Raw genomic sequence first — 2,916 nt, forward strand, 5'->3', positions numbered from 1 at the left:
TATTAATCATCTTGATATATACCGATAATTAGCAACAATAATTTTTATTGTATAGTTTTAACAGCTTAAATACTCTTTTGGTATAGACAGATGATTGCAATAAAAATATATATTCATAACATACATATAAATTATATCATATAAATGCAAGCTGTAATACGGTTTTGCAAATTTTTGTATTAAAGAAGTAAGTCATATACAAAAATAAGCAAGATATATTGATAGTATATATACAAAAAAATGTGATAATATATTAGGTAAATATACCGTATATTATAATATTTTTTTATTATACACATAAAAAAATAACACACAAATACTATACTTTATGAGTATTGTTTTATAAAAATATAAGATTAATTATAGTGAAACAGCTATGAAGAAAACAATACATAGATATAATAATAAAAATTTATAAAAAACAGTAAATTTTTACAAAAAAAGCTTGCAAAAATTGTATAAAAAGTATATAATGTTTTCAGTAGATATATAGGACTTATATCATAGTAAACATAACTTATATTACAAAAATATAAGAAAAGTTTATTAAGATACATCTTTATTTAAAGGTTTTATAATATATGTAACTCGTATTTTTAAGGAGTTTTATGTAGTATCGGCATATATGACAAACGGTAACTTGCACTTAATTTAATATAATTTATGCACAATATGAATAAAATATTATGCAACAGCTATAACGTATAATATTTTTTTCAAACATACATTACAATACATACATCAATAAATTATGTTAAAAAAGTGGTAAAACAATATACTTACACCACTGTAAATTATATGCACGCAATATAAAATGCCACATGCATATATAAACGATAAACGTAAGATGTGCATCAGCAAGATATAAATACTAAATATCACAACATACTAATCATAATACGATAATACTTGTAAGAGTATTATTGCAAACAAACAGAAAGGAGGAAATGAAAATGAAAGTGAGAAATAGAATTTTAAACATATTTCTTGCTGTGATGTTAGTGTTTACCACACTATTATCTACAAACAAAGAAGTTTTTGCCACTACCGCACCATCAGCTATAGATGTGCAAAACGATGGTAACGGAATAGCAGAAGTTAAAGACAATGAAGGTAATTTGCTATATAAACTTACCAAAACTATAGAAGAAAAGGATTATGTCAGCAAAAAAGCAACTGTAACCATAGGAGCTGAAGGCGGTACAGTAAAAAGTAGTCAATCTACTGATAAATCTATTGATATAGTTTTGATAGCGGACACATCAGGCTCTATGAAAGATAACGGTAGAATTGGAACTTTAAAAAAAGCATTGAAAGAAACATTTAAATCTCTGAAACAATTGGAAGACAGCAATGCTGCTCTTAAAGGAAAAATAAGAGTAGGACTTATATCGTTTTCTGACAAAGCAAATGACATAAGTGGAGGATTGCAAAATATAAACTATTTTACAAGTGGTGATGGTAACAAAAAAATAGATGATCTCGAGGCGTACGGAGCTACTTATACAGATGAGGCACTTTCAAAAGCGAAAGATGTCCTTAAATCAAGTAATAATGAAAAAATAGTTATATTGATGACAGATGGCGCTCCAACATATTCTACTAAAATAAAATATTATAATAAACCGGAGTTTTATGGTAAAAGAGTTGGAAATGGTGCAGATTATGAGCTGTCCGGTGGATGGTTCGGAGATGCTTATAAAACAAAAGACGGCATTTATATTGAAAATAATGGGCATGCAGGTATACTTAGAGCGAAAGTTTTGAAAAAAGCCGGAGTGACTGTATATACAGTCGGTATTGGGGCAGATGGAGTAAACTTTCAAAATTATTTAGAAAGTATAGCAAGTACACCTGATAAATTTTATAAAGATGCATCTAATATGTCAAATTTCTCATCAATATTGAAAAACATCTTATACAAAGAAATATCAAAACCTACAATATCTGATGAAACTTTAACGGATATTATGGGTGATAAAGCTAATTTGATAAGCGATTTAGATGACATAAAAAATTCTATAAATGTATCAGTTAAAAATAATGATTCAGAAATTGCAGCTAAAAGAAAAGCTGAGATAAAAAAAGCTATAGAAGATAATCTTAAAATTAATAATGATACTATAACTATAGAAAAAATAACATTAGCTGAAGGTGAGTCATTCACAATAAAATACGATATAGAACCTGATGTAGATAAACTTGCAGAAACAGATTATGGTAAATGGTTAGATGCAAATCAAAGTGCTACATTAGGACAGAAAGTGTTCCCTAAACCGCAAATAAAAGTATTTATGCCTGAACTTGAAATAATAAAGCTTGACGCTGAAAACAATAAAAAATTAGAAAATGCGGAGTTCAGCTTATACAAAAACGGAAATTTATTTGTTCCATATAAGATGACTCAAAACGGATATGTAAATATTAATGGGAAAATCACAACAGATTCAAATGGAACAGTAAAAGTAAATATACCTTACGGACAATATGAATTAAAAGAAACAAAAGCTCCTAAAGATTATTTAATAAACAAAGAAGAAATATCATTAAATGTAAATGATATGGAAATAATCCAAGAAGTTAGAAATACAGCAATTCAAAAAGTACAATACAGTGCACAAAAGATATGGCAAAATGCAGCCAAAAATAATCAAAACAAAGTAGATGTAACATTATATGCTGTAAAAGCAGGAAACAAAGAAGAAGTACAAAAATTAACAATAACAGGAAATGCACAAGTCCAATTTGATGAAGTGAATAAATATGGAGAAGATGGAGAAGAGATAAAATACACAGTAGAAGAATCAAATCCATCAGTAGCAAGTCAAATGGTAGGTAACCCTATAGTAGACGGAACAAAATATATATTCACAAACAAAGTAGACGACTCAGCAGCAGATAAAGTACAATACAGTG

The 2,916-nt window shown here is 27.7% G+C and carries 1 protein-coding gene; it reads left to right on the forward strand.

Annotation, left to right across the window (positions count from 1 at the left end; genetic code table 11):
• Positions 1-953 precede the first annotated feature (953 nt).
• A partial coding sequence (locus HMPREF9629_RS09875; RefSeq protein ID WP_009526258.1) for a SpaA isopeptide-forming pilin-related protein occupies positions 954-2,916 on the forward strand: 1,963 nt, incomplete at its 3' end.

Source organism: Peptoanaerobacter stomatis (assembly GCF_000238115.1).
GTDB classification, from domain to species: Bacteria; Bacillota; Clostridia; order Peptostreptococcales; family Filifactoraceae; genus Peptoanaerobacter; species Peptoanaerobacter stomatis.